The 17,245-nt window shown below is 65.6% G+C and carries 16 protein-coding genes and 3 tRNA genes; 9 read left to right on the top strand and 10 right to left on the bottom strand.

Annotation, left to right across the window (positions count from 1 at the left end; genetic code table 11):
- Positions 1-132 precede the first annotated feature (132 nt).
- A complete protein-coding gene (locus QUE25_RS07415) occupies positions 133-615 on the top strand; it encodes a hypothetical protein (protein WP_286263588.1) in 483 nt (160 codons plus the stop codon).
- A 10-nt stretch (positions 616-625) separates the two neighbouring features.
- Positions 626-1,387 carry a helical backbone metal receptor gene (locus QUE25_RS07410; protein ID WP_286263586.1) on the top strand — a complete coding sequence of 254 codons (762 nt, stop codon included), beginning with the start codon at positions 626-628 and terminating at the stop codon, positions 1,385-1,387.
- A gap of 98 nt (positions 1,388-1,485) precedes the next feature.
- On the opposite strand, the gene QUE25_RS07405 is transcribed toward QUE25_RS07410, so the two are convergent.
- The 6 genes from QUE25_RS07405 to QUE25_RS07380 form a co-directional block, all read right to left on the bottom strand.
- The gene (locus QUE25_RS07405; RefSeq protein ID WP_286263584.1) at positions 1,486-2,346 is read right to left on the bottom strand and encodes a metal ABC transporter permease; all 861 of its coding nucleotides are present in this window, start codon (positions 2,344-2,346) and stop codon (positions 1,486-1,488) included.
- Positions 2,343-3,023 carry a metal ABC transporter ATP-binding protein gene (locus QUE25_RS07400; protein ID WP_286268516.1) on the bottom strand — a complete coding sequence of 227 codons (681 nt, stop codon included), beginning with the start codon at positions 3,021-3,023 and terminating at the stop codon, positions 2,343-2,345. Before QUE25_RS07400 ends, QUE25_RS07405 begins: the two co-directional genes overlap by 4 nt.
- A gap of 133 nt (positions 3,024-3,156) precedes the next feature.
- Positions 3,157-3,510, bottom strand: coding sequence for a metal ABC transporter solute-binding protein, Zn/Mn family (locus QUE25_RS07395; RefSeq protein ID WP_286263582.1), 354 nt, complete (start codon positions 3,508-3,510; stop codon positions 3,157-3,159).
- A complete protein-coding gene (locus tag QUE25_RS07390) occupies positions 3,507-3,800 on the bottom strand; it encodes a metal ABC transporter solute-binding protein, Zn/Mn family (RefSeq protein ID WP_286263580.1) in 294 nt (97 codons plus the stop codon). The genes QUE25_RS07395 and QUE25_RS07390 overlap by 4 nt, the downstream gene beginning before the upstream one ends.
- Positions 3,801-4,116: 316 nt before the next feature.
- Positions 4,117-4,192: transfer RNA gene (locus QUE25_RS07385), tRNA-Arg, on the bottom strand.
- Between the two features lie 229 nt (positions 4,193-4,421).
- A tRNA-Ser gene (locus QUE25_RS07380) sits at positions 4,422-4,511 on the bottom strand.
- Between the two features lie 309 nt (positions 4,512-4,820).
- On the opposite strand from QUE25_RS07380, the gene QUE25_RS07375 reads away from it, so the two are divergent.
- Positions 4,821-6,638 (top strand): LCP family protein, encoded by a 1,818-nt coding sequence (locus QUE25_RS07375; RefSeq protein WP_286263579.1) that lies wholly within the window; start codon positions 4,821-4,823, stop codon positions 6,636-6,638.
- A 168-nt stretch (positions 6,639-6,806) separates the two neighbouring features.
- Here the strand turns inward: QUE25_RS07375 and QUE25_RS07370 are convergent, their stop codons facing one another.
- Together QUE25_RS07370 and QUE25_RS07365 are read right to left on the bottom strand one after the other, a co-directional pair.
- On the bottom strand, positions 6,807-7,274 hold the full coding sequence (locus tag QUE25_RS07370) for a hypothetical protein (protein ID WP_286263576.1): 468 nt from the start codon (positions 7,272-7,274) through the stop codon (positions 6,807-6,809).
- 44 nt (positions 7,275-7,318) lie between these two features.
- Positions 7,319-7,401, bottom strand: a tRNA-Ser gene (locus tag QUE25_RS07365).
- A gap of 57 nt (positions 7,402-7,458) precedes the next feature.
- Between QUE25_RS07365 and QUE25_RS07360 the strand changes: the two genes are divergently transcribed.
- Both QUE25_RS07360 and argG read left to right on the top strand, forming a co-directional pair.
- Entirely contained in the window at positions 7,459-8,427 is a 969-nt protein-coding gene (locus QUE25_RS07360) for an NAD(P)H-quinone oxidoreductase (protein WP_286263575.1), read from the top strand.
- A gap of 130 nt (positions 8,428-8,557) precedes the next feature.
- The gene (gene argG / locus QUE25_RS07355; protein ID WP_286268515.1) at positions 8,558-9,991 is read left to right on the top strand and encodes an argininosuccinate synthase; all 1,434 of its coding nucleotides are present in this window, start codon (positions 8,558-8,560) and stop codon (positions 9,989-9,991) included.
- Between the two features lie 148 nt (positions 9,992-10,139).
- On the opposite strand, the gene QUE25_RS07350 is transcribed toward argG, so the two are convergent.
- Positions 10,140-11,087, bottom strand: coding sequence for a 2-hydroxyacid dehydrogenase (locus QUE25_RS07350; protein ID WP_286263574.1), 948 nt, complete (start codon positions 11,085-11,087; stop codon positions 10,140-10,142).
- Between the two features lie 195 nt (positions 11,088-11,282).
- Here QUE25_RS07350 and QUE25_RS07345 point away from each other — a divergent pair, with 195 nt between their 5' ends.
- Positions 11,283-12,068 carry an NAD-dependent protein deacylase gene (locus tag QUE25_RS07345; protein WP_286263571.1) on the top strand — a complete coding sequence of 262 codons (786 nt, stop codon included), beginning with the start codon at positions 11,283-11,285 and terminating at the stop codon, positions 12,066-12,068.
- A 221-nt stretch (positions 12,069-12,289) separates the two neighbouring features.
- A complete protein-coding gene (locus QUE25_RS07340) occupies positions 12,290-12,862 on the top strand; it encodes a WhiB family transcriptional regulator (protein WP_286263568.1) in 573 nt (190 codons plus the stop codon).
- 94 nt (positions 12,863-12,956) lie between these two features.
- On the opposite strand, the gene QUE25_RS07335 is transcribed toward QUE25_RS07340, so the two are convergent.
- The gene (locus QUE25_RS07335) at positions 12,957-13,625 is read right to left on the bottom strand and encodes an HAD family hydrolase (protein WP_286263565.1); all 669 of its coding nucleotides are present in this window, start codon (positions 13,623-13,625) and stop codon (positions 12,957-12,959) included.
- 212 nt (positions 13,626-13,837) lie between these two features.
- Here QUE25_RS07335 and malQ point away from each other — a divergent pair, with 212 nt between their 5' ends.
- Both malQ and QUE25_RS07325 read left to right on the top strand, forming a co-directional pair.
- Positions 13,838-15,730: a 4-alpha-glucanotransferase gene (malQ, locus tag QUE25_RS07330; RefSeq protein WP_286263563.1), complete on the top strand. Its 1,893-nt coding sequence runs from the start codon at positions 13,838-13,840 to the stop codon at positions 15,728-15,730.
- Positions 15,731-15,851: 121 nt separating this feature from the next.
- Complete coding sequence (locus QUE25_RS07325) at positions 15,852-17,222, top strand: ABC transporter substrate-binding protein (RefSeq protein ID WP_425332692.1); 1,371 nt, start codon at positions 15,852-15,854, stop codon at positions 17,220-17,222.
- The last annotated feature ends 23 nt before the right edge of the window (positions 17,223-17,245 follow it).

Here is a 17,245-nt window from a genome sequence, read left to right as displayed (position 1 = left end):
TGCCCCGCCCCGCGTGCCGCAACAGCGCCGCAGGGCGGTACCTGTGCCCGGGGCATTCCGATGAACGCCTACGATCTGAGACAGCAGGGCCATCAGCCGGTGATGGCTGACGACGGGAAGGCATGAGATCCGATGGCAAGGAAGCGTGATCGCGCACCACGACCGAAGCTCCTACTACTGCCATCCCCGGTGATTTCGCTCGGCATGGTCTTGGGTGCGCTGGTGCTGCTCTCGCTTGCCTGGCTGTCGCGCGGCGACGGCTGGCCCGCGCTGGTCTGGGCGGTGCCCGGATTCTTCGTCCTCGTGCAGCCGGTGAGCGGATTCGTGCGCGGACAGGCAGACCTGCTGCGGATCGGCGTCCGCAAGATCGACGTGACCGGGCTCAAGAAAGTCGCCGTCTACAACCGCAAACAATGGGGCTACAGCTACTCGGTTGCGGTGCTCAAGCTCGGTGACCGGGTCGAGGAGATCTCGGGAGCGTTCCTCACCAGCAAGTCGTTCACCAAGATGATCGACTGGCTGGGCATCACCCCCGAGGTACTCGAAGGCTGGTGGACTCAGCGGCTGCTGGCGAGCCAGCGTCCCGACCTGCTCCCCAAACGACCCGCCAAGTGACCTGAGCACGATGCTCGACGACCTGGGCGCCCCGGTGGAGCTGCCGCGATCGCCGCGCCGTGTGGTCAGCCTGGTGCCGTCGCTCACCGAAGCGATCGCCGCGACCGTGCCCGGTGTGCTGGTGGGGGCCACCGACTGGTGCACCCATCCCGCCGATCTGGCGGTTGAACGGGTCCGCGGGACGAAGAATCCCGATCTTGCGAGGATCCGGGCGCTGGCGCCCGATCTGGTGATCGCCAACGAGGAGGAGAACCGCAAGCTCGATGTCGAGCGGTTGCGAGCATCGGGGACCGAGGTCTGGGTCACGAAGATCGACAGCGTGGACGAGGCGTTCAGCAGTCTGGGACGGCTCTTCGGGGATGCTCTCGGGCTGGCCGAGCAGCCGGCCTGGCTTGCGCGGGCACGCGAAGTTTGGGACGCGCCGGCGGCTCGTCCGGGGCTGCGCGTCGCGGTGCCGATCTGGCGTGATCCGTGGATCTGGGTGGGTCGCCAGACCTATGCGGACGATCTCGTGCAGCGGCTGGGCTGGGCGAACGCCGCAGCCGACGGCGCGGGACGCTATCCGCACGCCGAGGTGGCGGACATCCTCGCTGCCGGAGGTGGCGTGGATGCGGTGCTGCTGCCCGACGAGCCCTATCCGTTCGGCCCGGACGACGGGCCCGAGGCGTTTCCTGCGGGAACACGCACGGTGCCGGTGCCGGGACGGGCCCTGTTCTGGTACGGGCCGGCGATGATCGAGGCACGCGGTGTGCTGGAGTATCTGGTCGGCTGAGCCTTGCCGGGGTACGTTCCTCGCGCCCCGCTGATCGCAGAGGCCACAGAGGCCACTCGCAGCGTCGGCACCGCGCCTGGCGCCGGGCCGGTGAGCGGCTAGAGCTGTACCTGACGTGAGCGTCCGGTGAGGCGGACCACCAGCCAGATCGTGCAGGCGATGGTGACGATGCAGAAGCTCGGCGGCAGGCTGAACATGGTGGCCACGACCAGCCCCGCCCACACCGACAGCAGATTGAGCACCAGAGCGAGCGCGATCGCCCGGCCGGGCCGCGGGGTGAGCATGATGGCGGTCGCCGCCGGGGTGACGACGAGCGCGAACAGCAGCAGAGTGCCCACCACCTGCACCGACATGGTCACGACCAGACCGAGCAGCACCATGAACAGCACCGAAAGGGCCCGCACCGGAACCCTGCGGGAGCGCGCGACCCGCTCGTTCACCGAGGCGAACAGCAGCGGTCGGAAGACGGCACAGACGACGGCAACGACTCCGACGAGGAATGCCGCAAACACGATGAGTTCCTGCGGCGAGATCGCCAGCAGGTTGCCGAACAGCACGTTGGTCATCGTGGACGAGCTGCGGGTGGCCTGCGAGGAGAAGTAGAGGCCGAGGCCGACGGCGAAAGCGAGCACGGTGCCCGTCGCGACTTCACGATCCCCCGCGCGGCGTCCGAGTGCACCGATCACGATCGCGCCGCCGACGCAGAAGACTGCCAACCCGAGCGTGACCGGCAGCCCGAGCAGTACGGCCCCGGTGGCGCCCGGCAGGCCGATGTGGGCCAGCGCATGCGCGGCGAAGGCAGTGCCACGGACGACGACGAAGTAACCGATCACCCCGGCGGCGATCGCCACGAGCGTGCCTCCGATCAAGGCGTTGCGCATGAAGGACGATGTCATCACCTGCCACCAGTCGGTCTGGAACTCAAGGCACACGAAGATCGATTCCATGATGGTGTTCACTCTCCTCGGACGAACAGGTCGCCTTGAACGGTGCGGACGACGTGCAGAGGGGTGCCGTACAGGTGCGTGAGCAGCGCATCGTCGACGACGCCGTTGAGCGTGTCGTAGTGCGCGTGGCCGTCCAGGAGGTACACCGCTCCGTCGAGCACGCGAAGCAGAGGGTTGAGGTCGTGGGCCACCATGATGATGGTGACTCCGAGGGTGCTGTTGAGCCGGTCGAGCAGCGAGATCACCTCGCGCTGGTTGCGAAGGTCGAGATTCGCCAGCGGCTCGTCCAACAGCAGCAGTTTCGGCTCGCTGACCAGCGCCTGAGCGATGGCGACGCGCTGCCGCTGCCCGCCCGACAACGTCGCGAGCCGATGGTCGATCATGTCGAAGGCATCGACGGCGCGCATCGTCTCCTCGATCCGCTTCCACTGCGCAGCGGTGGTGCGGCGGAACCCCCAGCTGGTGCCGGTCAGGCCCAGGGCGACCATGTCGCGTGCGCACAGGGCGCTGCCGGCGGCGGCGGTGCAGTCCTGAGGCACGTAGGCGATCGCGTCGGTCTCACCCGGCAGCTGCCCAAGGATCCGCACCGTGCCACTCGCTACCGGCAGCAGCCCCAGCAGCACCTCCAACAGAGTGGTCTTGCCCGAGCCGTTCGGGCCGATCACCGCGGTGAGAGTCCCGGCCGGAATCGTGAAGGTGCCCTGTGACCAGATGAGCCGGTCGTCGCGGACGACGCTGACGTCGTCCAGCGCGACGGCCGGCTCGTCCTCCGTTGTGCGCTCGGCGGCCGGCCCGGCCTCAGAGGCGTGCTCCGCGGCCGGCTCATTCTCGGTCGGTCTGCGTGTTCTTGTAGATCAGCACGTCGATCTGACCTTGTGTCACTGCGGTTTCGAACGCAGCGATGTCGGTCGGTGTCGGATCGGATTCGTTCGCAGCGGCCCGCGCAAAGCCCTCCGGTGTGGCATCGGTCAGGCCGACCGCTTGGGCCATGTAGTCGAAGATGCTCTCGGTTGCGGCGTAGTTCCGCCCGTTGGCGCCGGCCTTCAGCGTGGCGATCAGATTCTGGTAATCCTGCATGTCCTGCGTCCAGGCCGTGTGCTGCTCGGCGAAGTAGTCGCCAGCGTCGGGCGACAGCGTCGACAGCTCGTCGGTGACGGCCTGGGCGACATCGCTCACATACCGCGGCGAATACCACAGGCGCGGATTCGCGCCCTCGGCGGCGCCGACGACCTGCCGGCGTCGACCACCGCGGGCGAAGAGGCGGCATTCGAGGCCAGATCGGAAGCCCACAGGTCGTAGTCGGCGCCGTTGACCACGACCAGCTGCGCGGTGTCGAAAACGACCGCATCGGCTGAGGTCGGCTCGTAGTCGTGGGGATCGACCGAGGAACTTGCCAGGACGATGTGCACGGTTGCGCAGTCGCCGCCGAGATCCTGGACGATGTCGCCCCACTGGTCGACGCTCACGACGACATCCAGCGGAGTCGTCGGGCACGATCCTGTTGATGTCGGGGTGGAGGCCGGTGAAGAGCCGCTGCCGGCCGGCGAACATGCGGCGAGTGCGAGTGCCGCGGCAGGTCCGCGGGAACGGTGCAGATGCATCATTTGCTCGGTTCTGGTGTCTGGCACGTGTGGTGCGGGGTTGAACATCCGATGGGAATGATAACAGTTATCAAAGCGCCGCCTGCGCGGTCTCAGTCCGGGGGCGCCGAGGCGAAAAGCAGAAAAGAAGCAGAAAGAAGAGCCCCCGGCCGGTTCCCCGGCTGAGAGCTCTCACTTCGACTGGCGCACTCGGAGGGACTCGAACCCCCAACCTTCTGATCCGTAGTCAGATGCTCTATCCATTAAGCTACGAGTGCTGGGCGCTTACGCGATTAGTTACTTTAGCGCACGGCCGGCACTAGACCCAAATGCTGCCGCCACCGATGGCCAATGGCCGACCCGGGCAGATCCTCCGGGAGCATCATCGGACTCAACCTCGACTGCCGGCCACCAGCCGACCATCCGAACCCACCGCCCCGAAAGCAAGTAGCCCCGAACCTACGAGCCGTAGATTCGGGGCTATTGCGATGTCCTGCAACATCACGGCGGAGGTGGCGGGATTTGAACCCGCGATGGGGTTGAGCCCCAAACCCGCTTAGCAGGCGGGCGCCATAGACCGGACTAGGCGACACCTCCAAGCCTTCTGGACGCACACGCTCCATCCAGGCGACTGTCCAAGGCTAGCGACAACCGAACGCTTCCGCAAAGAGCCGGTCGTAGCCGACTTCGGCAAGCCCAGACGGGTACGCGTCCGGCTGAGGTTTCGGCCTCTGGTGGGATGTCCATCTTCCTGGGGCGGGTTACCCTTCGATAAGGTTATGTGCACGAACCCTCAGCAAGAAGGGAAGTCTGATCTTGCCGCTGCCGAGTGACGACGGCCGGCGGGCAACCCCAGCACGACGCGGATATTCCGAAGAAGCGCGGGATCCCGCCGAGACCAAGCCTGTGGAGAGTCAGCCGGGGGACGCCTACGGGCACGCTCGACGTGGTGTCGACCCCGCAACAGCCCCCTCAGCCCAAGGTGCGCAGCGCGTTCAACGCGACGCCTACATCGCTGGGGACTTGCGAACTCCCGGTTCGGACGACCTGGCCGGCGACACCCCCCAGCGAGCTGGCGGCACTTACGGTGCCACCGGTGCCCCGCCGCCACGGACTTCGTCCGCACCCACGACGTCGGCGCCCAAGCCGGACCGGCGCTTCCGCGGGGCCATCATCCGTACCATCGGCAGCACGATCGTCCCCGGTCTCGGCATGCTCGGCACCCGCGCTCACCGGCTCGGTGTGCTACTGCTCACCTTGATCGTTGCCGCAGCCGTGGTGCTCGGGGTCATGGTGCTGCGCAATCCCCTGCTCGCGGCCGGAAGCGCCCTGCAAACCGGTTGGATGCGGACGATCGCCTTCGCCCTGATCGCGGTCGCCGCGATCTGGATCGCGATCATCATCGGCACGTACCTGATCTCGCGCCCGCGTCGGATGACCGCCAGGCAGCGCACCATCGGTGGTGTGGTGGTTGGGCTGCTCACCTTCGTCGTGAGCGCCCCGCTCGCTGTCGCATCGGCGTACTCGTTCGAGACCGCGCGATTGTCCAACGACCTGTTCGGCTCGGAAGACACCTCTCAGTCACAGACCCGTCCCACCCTCGAGAAGAGCGATCCCTGGGCCGACAAGGAACGGGTCAACATTCTGCTGCTCGGCGGCGACTCCGGTGCGGGACGCGAGACCGATCTCGGTGTCAGAACCGACACCATGATGATGGCCTCGATCGACACCAAGACCGGTGCGACCCTGCTCATCCAGTTGCCGCGCAACCTGCAGTACCCGATATTCGCCGCAGACTCGCCGCTCGCCTCGGTCTTTCCGTACGGCTTCGACGACGGCTCAGATGCCTACCTCAGCTCGGTCTGGCAAGACGCCCCCGCAATGTACCCCGAGTTGTTCGAGAATACCGACTACCCCGGCGCGGATGCGTTGAAATGGGCCTTCGAAGGCGTCACCGCCCAGAAGGTCGACTATTTCGTCCTGGTGAATATCGACGGATTGGTAAACCTCATCGACGCGATGGGTGGCGTTACCCTCAATGTGAACTACCCGATCGCCAAGGGCGGCAGCACGGCGGACTACAACTGCGGCGAGAGCGGTTGGATACCCGAGGGCCCGAGCCAACTTCTCAATGGCACCGACGCTATGTGGTATGCGCGCAGCCGCTGCAACTCTCCCGGTGCCGACTACGGACGCATGCAACGCCAGTCCTGCCTGGTGAGGGCCGTGATTGACCAGGCCGATCCAGCGACGATGCTGACCCGCTACGAGGACATTGCCCAAGCGGCCGGCGAGATGGTCTCCACCGACATCCCGCAGGAGCATCTGTCGGCGATCGTTGATCTCGCCGGACGTGTCCAGCGCAGTGGCGTGGTGAACCGCATCTCGTTCGTGGACGACGGCACCGGCTGGTACAGCTCCGCCTACCCCGATTTCAACCGAATGCAGGAGGAGATCGCGGCTGCGATCACCTCCACTCAGGAGCAGGCCGAGGCCAAGAACGCGCCGCAGCCCGAGACTCCGACCACGGAACCGACGGGCGCCGAGGCGCCGGTCACCGAGCAACCGACCGATACCGCGACCGGGAACACCAGCGGTCAGGCGGAGGACATCGCCGATGCCTGCGCCTACCAGCATCAAGAGCCCGAAGGCGACTGGTACATCCCCGACACCGTCCCGGTCTACACTCCGCCGGAATCCGAACCCGCCGAGACCAGCCGCTGACCACCCCGGTCGGGTGATCACCCGACCGGCCGAATCACCCGGGGCCGGGCCACGTGGCTGGGACCTGCAGCCGGCCTCTATGCCTTGGCTGCGGCAGCCTCGGGCCAGAACCTGCCGTCGCAAGCCGAGCGCATCCAGTTTCCTGTCTCGTATTCAGCGACCTCGTATTCAGCGACCGTGATTGGCCAACCGGGACGACAGGTCGGCAGTGAGCGCCTTCATCTGATCGTCCGCGATGCCGCCGGGCGCCTGAATGAAGGTGCGCTCGATATGTCCCTGGCCGATCACCAGCCGGGCGCCATCGGGGGTGGCCGAAACCGAGTCCACGTCGATCCAGGCACCGGACTTGTGATAGCCGGGCCCACTCACCTCGAACCCGTCGGGGCTCAGCACCACATAGAGGGTCCGATTGGACACGAAGGTGAGGGCGGCGATCCCGAGCCCGAGTCCGGCCACCGCCAGCACGGCGCCGATCACCACGAGCGCCACGTTGGCGGCCTCACCGGCCAATCCCGTCCACAGCGCCACGACGCCGGCGATCAACAGGCAGGCCGCAATGGCCCAGGCCCGCACTGGATTGCGTGGTTTCAGGGCATAGTGGCTGGTGTGCTCGCTGCCAGAAGCGGCTTGAGTCATGGAGGGTGTCTCCTTCCGCTGCGCGCCCGCGTGGCTGGGTAGGGCGGCGAGAGTGGGATTCGAACCCACGGAGGTTTCCCTCGGCCGCTTTCAAGGCGGCTGCACTCGTCCACTATGCGATCTCGCCCGAGGCAAAACCATGGTAGCCCACCACGCGCCCCGGCTCAGATGGCAGGCTGGGGATATGCATGCGATCACACTCGATGGTTTCGGCGGACCGGAGAAGATGCGCTGGACCGAGGTGCCCGATCTGCACCCCGGACGAGGTGAGGTGCGCATCCGCACCACCGCGGTCGGTGTCAACCGGGCGGACCTGCTGCAACGGCAGGGGTTCTATCCGCCGCCGGCCGGCGCGTCCGAGATCTTGGGGCTGGAGTGCTCCGGCGTGATCGACGAGATCGGCGAAGGCGTTGAGGACTGGCAGATCGGCGACCAGGCGGTTGCATTGCTTTCCGGTGGTGGCTATGCCGAGCAGGTCGTGGTGCCGGCAGGTCAGGCGATCCGCCCGCCCACCGGGATCGATCTGATCAGCGCTGCCGGACTCATCGAGGTGGCGGCGACCGTGCTGTCGAACCTCGACCGGGTCCACCTCAACAGCGGCGAATGGTTCTTGGTGCACGGCGGCGCCGGAGGCATCGGGACCTTCGCCATCCAGTACGCGCGGGCGCTGGGCGCTCACGTGGCGACCACGGCGTCGGCGGCCAAGCTCGCGCACTGCCGCAAACTGGGCGCCGAGATCGTCATCGACTATTCCGACGACTGGCTGACCCAGCTGATGATGGCCACCTCGGACCGCGGGGTGGACGTCATTCTCGACATCATCGGCGCCAAGTACCTGGCCGACAACCTCTCAGCGCTGCGCGACGACGGACGCCTGGTCATCATCGGCATGCAGAAGGGCACCAAGGCCGAGCTGAACATCGCCAAGCTGCTCAACAAGCGCGGCACGATCACGGCAACCAGCCTGCGGGGGCGTCCGGCAGCCCAGAAGGCGGCGATCTGTCAGCAGGTGGCCGAGCGGGTCTGGCCGATGGTCGCCTCGGGCCAGATCGGCCTGGCGCCCGAGACTCGCGTCCCGCTTCCCGACGCCGAGGAAGCGCACCGGTTGCTCGCGTCCGGCGACATCATCGGCAAGGTGATCCTGACCGCCTGAGCCGATGATCTGAACGACCGCTCGACGGACTCCCCGGATCGCCAGCCGGACGCATAACTATGCGTCGCCACGAATAGTCATCTGTTCTCGCACGGTGGTCTGCGGTTTCCATGCGGCATAACTTTCAGTTATCCTTGTCTCTGTGTCCAAGGTCCTGACTTCACTTCCCGCCGGCGAACGCGTCGGCATCGCCTTCTCGGGCGGCCTCGATACCTCCGTTGCGGTGGCGTGGATGCGCGAGAAAGGTGCGATCCCCTGCACCTACACCGCCAACATCGGCCAGTACGACGAGCCCGACATCGATTCGGTGCCCGGCCGCGCGTTGGCCTACGGCTCCGAGATCTCGCGCCTGGTGGACTGCCGGGCGTCCTTGGTGGAACAAGGCCTGCTCGCCCTGCAGTGCGGCGCGTTCCACATCGTCTCGGCGGGCAAGCACTACTTCAACACCACCCCGATCGGCCGAGCGGTCACCGGCACCATGCTGGTGCAGGCGATGGCTCAGGACGATGTCTCGATCTGGGGCGACGGGTCGACCTACAAGGGCAACGACATCGAGCGGTTCTACCGCTACGGCCTGATGGCCAATCCCCAGCTGCGCATCTACAAGCCGTGGCTCGACACCGATTTCGTCGCCGAGCTGGGCGGACGCGACGAGATGAGCCAGTGGCTCACCGAACGTGGTCTGCCGTACCGCGACTCCAAGGAGAAGGCGTACTCCACCGACGCGAATATCTGGGGCGCCACCCACGAGGCCAAGACTCTCGAGAGCCTGGACGTCTCGATGGAGTCGGTCGAACCGATCATGGGCGTGAAGTTCTGGGACCCCGCCGTCGAGATCGAGCCCGAGGTCATCACCGTGACCTTCGATCAGGGCTACCCGGTCGCCATCAACGGTGAGCATTTCGACGACAAGGTGGCGTTGGTCATGAAGGCCAACGAAATCGGCGGGCGGCACGGCCTGGGCATGAGCGACCAGATCGAGAACCGCATCATCGAGGCCAAGAGCCGCGGGATCTACGAGGCTCCCGGGATGGCACTGCTGTTCATCTGCTACGAACGGCTGCTGAATGCGATCCACAACGAGGACACGCTGGCCAACTACCACAACGAAGGCCGGCGCCTCGGCCGGCTGCTCTACGAGGGCCGCTGGTTCGACCCGCAGTCGCTGATGATCCGCGAGTCGCTTCAGCGCTGGGTGGCCTCGGTGGTCACCGGTGAGGTCACCCTGCGGCTGCGCCGCGGGGACGATTACACGATCCTGGCGACCGATGGCCCGAACTTCAGCTACCAGCCCGAGCGGCTGTCGATGGAACGCGTCGAGGACTCGGCATTCGGTCCCCTGGACCGCATCGGCCAGCTCACCATGCGCAACCTCGACATCACCGATTCGCGCGGCAAGCTGGAACAGTACCTGCAGCAGGGTCAGCTCGGCGGTGGAGACACCCAGCAGCTCATCGGCGAACTCGAACCGGGCCTGGCGGCACGCACGATGGCGGCCTCACGCCCCACCTCGGACGAAGAAGCCGCCCTCGACCGGGCCGCCATGGAATTCGGCGTCGACTAACCCCGCCCCCGTTCTACCGCCCCGACGCTGTTCCCGCGCCCCGAATCTGGATCCGCGCCCGATATATCGGGCGCATCTTCGGATTTCGGGCGCGGGAAGGTGTAACGCGTGTGCCGTAGCGCGCGCGGCGCGGCGCGACGGACGGCGGTCAGATGACCGGGGTGGGGAGGTCCTGGCCGGCGAAGTAGGCGGTCAGGTTGTCGCGCATCAGCTGCCCCATTGCCTTGCGGGTCTCCACGGTCCCGGACGCCTGGTGTGGCTGCAGCAGGACATTATCCAAGACCAGGAAGCGCGGGTTGATGTTGGGCTCGTTGTCGAAGACGTCCAGTGCGGCCGAGCCGAGCTTGCCGGACTCGAGCGCATCCAGCAGCGCTTCCTCGTCCACATTGGAGGCGCGCGACACATTGATGAGCACGCCATCGGGACCGACCGCCTCGATGACGTCCTTGTTCACGATGTGACGAGTCTCGGCGGAAGCGGCCAAGGTCACGAAGAAGAACTCGGAACGCTCGGCCAAGGCCACCGGATCGGCGATGAACTCCCAGTCGGGTGCGTAGTCCTTCGCCGAGATGTCGCTGTAGGCGATGTCCATGTTGAAGCCGGCCAACCGCTTGGCGACCTCGAAGCCGATGCGTCCAAGACCCAGAACGCCCGCCTTCTTTCCGGTCACCTTGCGCTGCAGCGGGTAGAAGCCCTTGGCGGCCCAGTTGCCGCTGCGGGCCCAGGCCTCTGCACCGACGATGCCGCGCGCCTGGGCAAGTGCCAGGGCAACACCCAGGTCGGCCACGTCGTCGGTCAGCACACCAGGAGTATTGGTGACGCGGATGCCACGAGCACGGCAGGCGTCCAGGTCAACGGCGTCGAATCCGACTCCGGAGATGCAAATGATCTCCAAGTTGGGCAGCGCGGCAATGAGCTCCGTGCTCGCGCCGAGTTCCCCGCGAGTAACGACAGCGCGAATCTTCGGGCCTACCTCGGCCAGCAGCGCTGCCTTGTCGGGGGCCTCGAAGTACTTGTGCACCACGAAAGACTCTTCGAGCGGTACCTGATCCCATTCCGGGTAGGGGCCGATCTGCAAGATCTCGGGCTTGGTCATAGATCCTCCGAAAAACTGGGCGCCGTTGCAGGCAGGGTTCCCATGGCAGCTTTGGCGGTGAAGGTGAACGTGTGCGCCTTCAATTTATCCTGCGCAAACCCCTGCTGTCATGGCTGTTGGCGCCAATTGCCATGACAAAAGGGCCCGTGATCACCCACTCGCCGCTTTCGGTAGTCGCAGGACTAAATTCGAAGTGTGACTGCGAACACTTCGGACCCCATCAAAACCCTCACCGACTGGCTCAGCAGCGCCCACTCGGCCGTCTTCTTCGGCGGTGCAGGCGTCTCCACGGCCTCCGGGATTCCCGATTTTCGCTCGGCGGCGGGCCTCTACTCCGCCCAACAGGGTAACGGCCGCTCGCCCGAATACATGCTGAGCCACGACTGCCTGGTCGACGAACCGGAAGAGTTCTTCGAGTTCTACCGCGCCAATCTGGTGCATCCCGACGCCAAGCCCAACCGCACCCACACGGGACTGGCCGAACTCGAAGCCGCCGGACATCTGGCGGCAGTGATCACCCAGAACATCGATGGCCTGCACCAGAAGGCCGGCTCCAAGACCGTCTACGAGTTGCACGGTTCGGTCGAGCGGAACCACTGCTTGGGGCGGGCCCACCACTTCTACAGCCTGAGCGAGATCCCCGCCCGACCGGTCGTGCCGATCTGCCCGCAGTGCGGGGCGATCGTGCGTCCCGATGTCGTGCTCTACGGCGAGGCTCTGGATACGGCGACCGTAGAGGCCTCGATTGATGCGATCAACCGCGCAGATGTGCTGATCGTCGGCGGAACCTCACTGGCCGTCTATCCGGCCGCGGGCCTGTTGCAGTACTATCCCGGACGCAGACTCGCCCTGATCAATCTCACGCGCACACCGATGGATTCCCAGGCTGACCTAGTCATTCACAAACCGGTGGACCAGATCATCGGCACGGTGAGCGATCGGCTGCTGCATTCGGGGGATCCTGCTGCCAAAGGCCGTTGACCCCGGGATGGATTAGGGTAACCCCCGAGAGCGTTGGGGGCAACGAGCTATCGGTGAATTAACTCACAACTAGGTACCGATACTCAGTTCAGTGCGCGTACCCAGACCTAGCTTCAAAACAGTAGCTGCACGCTGTCGATCGATCGGTAATCCCTGAAAGTCTGGTTATACCGTAAACCGCTGGTAACCCCACACCGGCGCGGTGAGCAGAAGAGACAGCGATGACGATCACCAACACCCGCGACGGCCTATTGGCCTGTGTCGAGAACGATGATTTGTTCCAAAACGCGCTCCTGGACGATCCGGCCAAGGCACAGACCGCAGCCGAGCGTCGCCTCCAAGCTTCCCTGCTGCACAGGGCGGAGAACCTCTGTCTGGATTGCCCGGTGATGGTCGATTGCCTGTACCGCGCAATCGTGCAGCACGATGTCGCCGGTTTCTGCGCCGGCACGACACAACGGCAGCGCCTGGAGATGCGCAAGATCTTGGGCATCCACGTCGAGCCGGAGAATCTCGACAGCTATGCCGGAGCCAGCCCGGCGCATCAGGTCGACCATGACGAGGTGCTGCGGCTGCGCCGCGCCGATCCCACGGCTTCCCTCGAGTCGATCGCCCAGCAACTCGGCTGCTCATTGTCGACAGTCAAGCGTCACCTGCGCAAGGCTCGCCGCGGGGAGCCGGTCGGGCGTCCGAAGGTCACCGTGGTGCCTCCGAGCGTAGAGCAGGTCCTTGATGCCTACCGTCAGGTGGTCGCGAATCGTCCGGCCGTTCGTCCGGTCCGCAAGGCGGCCTGACGGTCAGCAGGTAGGCCATCACAGCCAAGAACCAGACCACGTGGCCCAGGTCAGCGATGAAGCCGACCCGGGCCACGGCGCGTAGACCTCCCGATCACAGGGCCGAGGCGCCGTCGCTCAGCACCAGCCCCACTGCCTCGACGAACGAATCAGCGACATGGGTAGGGTCCGGCATGCCGGTCGGGTACTCACGTCCCCTGCGCAACCAGACCGATCTCAATCCGGACGCCACGGCGCCGCGGATGTCGGCCTCGGCCGAATCCCCCACCATCCATCCGTCATCAAGGCTGCCGCCGGCCTGACGAGCAGCGATGCGGAAGATCTCCGGATCGGGCTTGGCCACCCCAACAGCCTCGCTGACCACCATGCCGGCCACATGATCGGCCAAACCGAGCTTGGCGATCTTGCCCTCCTGCTGCGACGGGCGCCCGTTCGTCACGATGAACGGCTCGAATCCGGCGGCCCGGGCCGCGTCCAGGGATTCGATGATGCCCGGCGTCGGCTGCAGCTCGTCCAGTGTGCCGGCCCTCAGCACCACGATGATCTCCGCCTGCTCGGCCGGCGTCAGATCAAGTAGCCGAGCGAGGTCTGCGGCCACCTCGGGCTTGTGGCGGAGCCCGTCGCCGTCGGCGACCACCATCGCCGAGATCAACTGTTCATCAGCTCTCCCAAAGCGATCGGTCAGATATGTGTGAGCCCAGCGGCGGAAAGAGGACGCTCGGTCAGAGATCGTATTGTCGAGATCGACGAACAGCATCGGCATGCGCATAGTCTAAGGAACGGGACTGCAGGCGCGGCCCGGCATTGGGATGCCGTCGGCTGTGTACCATCGGCCCGGACTTTCCAGGTGACTGCGCAACCGGGTGGCTGCTGTGAGTATCCGCGCCCTAGGTGTCCGCTCCGCGAGGCGGCTGCTGAAACCTTTGACCGGGCGGCACAATGGTCTGCAGTCCATCAAGCGAAAGACTCGAGATCATGAGCGCATTGACTCAGATGTATGCCGCCATCGGCGCGGACCGCGAAAAACTGATCAGTAAGCTGGCGCCCCTGGGTGTCTCCTTCGGCTATCAGAGCACAGCCGGCCATTGGGTGGATACCCCCACCGAGACACTCCAACTGGTCAGCGACAGCTTCCCCGAACCATCCAGTCTGGCGGGCACCGGCGAGCCGATCGTCTGCACGCCGGGATCCTGGCATCCAGAGCTCTTCGGCACCTTGATTCTGGAGGATGGCTTCAATGTCCAGGTGCACGGGGTGGTCGACGTCCCCGGCTATCACATCCTTTACACCCGCGAGGGCGTACGGCGCTTCGTCATCGCAGCCCCGGAGCGGCTCAAGGTTCCCGAGCGCGGCTGGGGTTGGCAGATACAGCTCTACGCCACCCGGACACGGCGTTCCTGGGGTATCGGCGATTTCCGCGATCTCGGCCTGATTTGCCGAATCGCCGCTGCCCAGGGCGCCTCTTGCGTTCAGGTCTCACCCGTGCATGCCATCGCGCCGCTGTCATCTCCGCAGCCCTCGCCCTACTCGCCGGCATCCCGGCTCTTCTTGAACCTGTTGCATGTCGCACCCGGCCGGGCGTTCGGTGCCGAGCGGGTCAACCTGTCCGATCTCGACGCCAGGGGTCGCGCGCTCAACAACGAGCGTCTCATCGACCGCGATGCGATCTGGGCACTGAAGATCGAGGCGCTCGAGCGGATTTTCGAGCAGGTGAAGGACGAGCCCAATGTCGAGTTCGAGGCCTGGCGTGATCAGCACGGTCTTCAACTGCAGCGGTTCGCGATCTGGTCGACGATCGTGGAGACCCAGCAGGACAGCGACTGGCACAAGTGGCCCGAGCAGTTGCACCGGCCCGACTCGCCCGGTGTTGCCCAGTTCGCCCGCGAGCATGCCGAGCGGATCCGCTTCCATGTCTGGGCCCAGTGGGTCGCCTCCGTGCAGTACCAGGAGGCCTGCAGCTACGGCGTGGACGTCATCGCCGATCTGGCGGTCGGCTTCGACGCCGGCAGCGCGGATGCCTGGGCCTTCCAGGATCTACTGAACTTCAACTTCGAGATCGGCGCCCCGCCCGACTCGCACAACACCGAGGGCCAGCGCTGGGGTCTGCCGCCGTTCAATCCGCAGTCGGTCGTGCAGGCTGATTTCGCTCCCTTCATCGAGATGGTGCACAGCGCCTTGGCCTATGCCGGCAGCCTGCGGATGGACCATGTCATGCAGCTGTGGCGGCTCTACTGGGTGCCGGTCGCCGGTGGCGCGGCAGATGGTGTCTACGTCTACTACGCCGTGGACGCCTACCTCGCGATCCTGCGGTTGGAGGCGATGCGGGCCGACGCCTGGATCGTCGGCGAGGACATGGGCACGGTCGCCGCGGGCGTGCGCGAGACGATGGCCGATATCGGCATGCTGGGAAACCGTTCGGGTATGCGGACCCCCATCGACGACTTCCCGACGCTCGGTGTGGGCACCAGCTCCACCCATGATCAGGTGAGTGTGGCGGGCCTGCTGACCGGTAGCGATGTGGCCGACCTGAAGCGGATCGGCAAGAACGCCGATTGGGCACAGATCGAGCGCACTCGCCGCAGCCTGGCCGAGCTCGCCCATATCGACCCCGATCGCGATCGCGCATCGATGACCAGCGAAGACATCAAGGCGGCGGTGATCGCCCGCTACCGGATGCTGTCGAACGCCGACTCCATCGTCATCGTGGTCAATATCGACGATGCCGCGATGGTGGCCGAGCGGCCGAATATGCCCGGCACGGTGGACGCCTACCCGAACTGGCGGATCGCACTGCCCGGTTTCGTGGACGACATCATGACCTCGCAGCTGGCCCGCGATCTGGTCCATCTCATGCATGAGAGCCGCTGATGGGACGGGCGTAGTTACCGGAACGTTATGGGTTTCTCCCCCAGTTGATCCCTTGGCGTGCGCTGTTGAGTAGCAGGATGTGTAGATAGACGAAAGCAACACTCAACTCAACGCAGAGGAGATGCTGGTGTCAGGAAAATTCATTCGTCCGCTCGCCATATCAAGTGCCCTGGTCCTCACGATGGGCCTGGCCGCTTGCGGCTCCGATTCTGGCGGCGGATCCGACTCCACCGCAACCGTCGACTGTTCGGCCTTCAGCACCTACGGCGATCTGTCGGGGACGACGGTCTCCGTCTACACCGCGATCGTCTCGCCCGAGGCGGACCCGTACATCGAGTCCTTCCAGGCATTCGAGCAGTGCACCGGAGCCACCATCGACTATCAGGGTGACAAGGCATTCTCGGAGCAGGTCTCGCTGCGGGTGCAGGGTGGCAACGCCCCGGACATCGCATTCGTGCCGCAGCCCGGACTCGTCCAGACGCTGGTCGCCAGCGGCCGGGCGGTAGCCGCGCCGGCCGAGACCGAGGCCAACGTCGACAGGTACTTCAGTGAGGACTGGAAGACCTACGGCACGGTCGACGGCACCTTCTACGCCGCGCCCGTAGGCGCCTCGGTCAAGTCGCTGGTCTGGTATTCGCCGACGGCCTTCGCCGATGCCGGCTACGAGGTCCCCACGACCTGGGCCGAGATGATGGACCTCACCGCGAAGATCGCATCGGATCACAACGACGGCTTGACCAAGCCGTGGTGCGTCGGCTTCGGCGATGGTGCAGCGACCGGCTGGGTCGGCACCGACTGGATCGAAGACGTCATGCTCCGCACCACCGACGGCCCGACCTACGACAAGTGGGTCACTCATGAGATCCCGTTCAACGACGCCACCGTGGTCAACGCCTTCGAGACCACCGGCAAGATCCTGCGGGACGACAACTACGTCAATGGTGGCCTGGGTGACCGGAAGACCATCTCGACCACGGCCTTCACCGATGCCGGACTGCCGATCCTCGATGGCACCTGCTACATGCATCGTCAGGCCTCCTTCTACGGGAACTCCTGGCCTGAGGGCACCGAGGTCGGCCCCGACGGGACGATCTGGGCGTTCTACCTGCCTGCAGTCGATCCCGATGTCGCAAAGCCGATTATCGGCGGCGGCGACTTCGCGCTCGCCTTCTCTGACCGCCCCGAGGTTCAGGCCTTCCAGACCTACCTCGCGAGTGCCGACTGGGCCAATGAGCGGGCTCGTGCCACCACTGCCGGTGGTGCGGTCAGCGCCAACTCGGGGCTGGACACCGCCCTGCTGACCAACGAGGTGGACAAGCTCTCGGTCGAACTGCTGACCGACGACCACGCACTGTTCCGCTTCGATGGTTCCGATCTGATGCCGAGCGCTGTCGGTGCCGGCACCTTCTGGACCGCCATGGTCGACTGGACGACCACCGATGTGACCTCGCAGGAGGTCACCGATCAGGTCGAGCGCAGCTGGCCTGCCTGATTGATTTCTGACTACCGGCGATC

Origin of the sequence: Brooklawnia propionicigenes (assembly GCF_030297015.1) — a bacterium.
Taxonomy (GTDB): domain Bacteria; phylum Actinomycetota; class Actinomycetes; order Propionibacteriales; family Propionibacteriaceae; genus Brooklawnia; species Brooklawnia propionicigenes.
Note: the sequence above shows the minus strand (reverse complement) of the source record. Positions and strands in the feature narration are given on the sequence as shown.

What these genes read in the sequence shown, in the direction of transcription:
- QUE25_RS07415 (WP_286263588.1), top strand. Translation starts at nt 133, where the DNA reads ATGGCAAGGAAGCGTGATCGCGCACCACGACCGAAGCTCCTACTACTG.
- QUE25_RS07410 (WP_286263586.1), top strand. Translation starts at nt 626, where the DNA reads ATGCTCGACGACCTGGGCGCCCCGGTGGAGCTGCCGCGATCGCCGCGC.
- QUE25_RS07370 (WP_286263576.1), bottom strand. Translation starts at nt 7,274, where the DNA reads ATGACTCAAGCCGCTTCTGGCAGCGAGCACACCAGCCACTATGCCCTG.
- QUE25_RS07360 (WP_286263575.1), top strand. Translation starts at nt 7,459, where the DNA reads ATGCATGCGATCACACTCGATGGTTTCGGCGGACCGGAGAAGATGCGC.
- QUE25_RS07350 (WP_286263574.1), bottom strand. Translation starts at nt 11,087, where the DNA reads ATGACCAAGCCCGAGATCTTGCAGATCGGCCCCTACCCGGAATGGGAT.
- QUE25_RS07340 (WP_286263568.1), top strand. Translation starts at nt 12,290, where the DNA reads ATGACGATCACCAACACCCGCGACGGCCTATTGGCCTGTGTCGAGAAC.
- QUE25_RS07335 (WP_286263565.1), bottom strand. Translation starts at nt 13,625, where the DNA reads ATGCCGATGCTGTTCGTCGATCTCGACAATACGATCTCTGACCGAGCG.
- malQ (WP_286263563.1), top strand. Translation starts at nt 13,838, where the DNA reads ATGAGCGCATTGACTCAGATGTATGCCGCCATCGGCGCGGACCGCGAA.
- QUE25_RS07325 (WP_425332692.1), top strand. Translation starts at nt 15,852, where the DNA reads ATGCTGGTGTCAGGAAAATTCATTCGTCCGCTCGCCATATCAAGTGCC.